1 protein-coding gene is annotated in these 739 nt (G+C 73.5%); it reads right to left on the minus strand.

Annotated features, from left to right (window positions below):
- The coding region (locus tag ACFYE1_RS17485) for a zinc-binding dehydrogenase (protein WP_387745842.1) at positions 1 to 739 on the minus strand (739 nt) is incomplete at both ends.

The following is a 739-nucleotide window of genomic DNA, read 5'->3' on the forward strand; positions in this document are numbered from 1 at the left end:
CCGATCCGTTCGGTGACGAACCCGTCCAGGTCCAGCCTGCCGAGCCGGTACTGGTCCACGAGCATCGGGAAGTCCCGGGAGGGCAGGGTGTCGCCGTACCAGGCGGACCGGATCGACCCGCCGCGGCCGAACACCTCGTCCAGCGGGATCTCCCAGGTCGTGCCCGGGGCCGGCACCCCGACCAGGACCATCCGCCCGGCCAGGTCACGGGCCTGGAACGCCTGCCGGAACGTCGCCGCGATGCCCACCGCGTCGATCACCAGATCGGCCCCGAACCCGCCGGTGAGCGCCCGGATCGTCTCGACGGGGTCCTGCTGCCTGGAGTTGACGGTGTGGGTGGCCCCGAATCCCCGGGCGGTGGCCAGCTTCTCGTCGTCGAGGTCCACGGCCACGATCGTGGTCGCCCCGGCCAGGGCCGCCCCGGCGATCGCGGCCGCCCCGACCCCGCCGCAGCCGATCACCGCCACGGACTCCCCGCGCTTCAGGGCCCCGGTGTTGAGCACCGCGCCGATGCCGGCCATCACCCCGCAGCCGAGCAGGCCCACGGCCGCGTACTGGTGGTCCTCGAGCTCGCCCTCGATCCTGGTGCACTGCCCGGCGGCCACCAGGGTCTTCTCGGCGAACGCCCCGATGCCCAGGGCCGGGGACAGCTCGGTGCCGTCCTCGAGCGTCATCTTGGTCGTGGCGTTGTGGGTGGCGAAGCAGTACCAGGGCTCGCCCTTGCGGCAGGCCCGGCACT

Source organism: Kocuria nitroreducens (genome assembly GCF_042879195.1).
In the GTDB taxonomy this organism is placed as follows: Bacteria; Actinomycetota; Actinomycetes; order Actinomycetales; family Micrococcaceae; genus Kocuria; species Kocuria nitroreducens.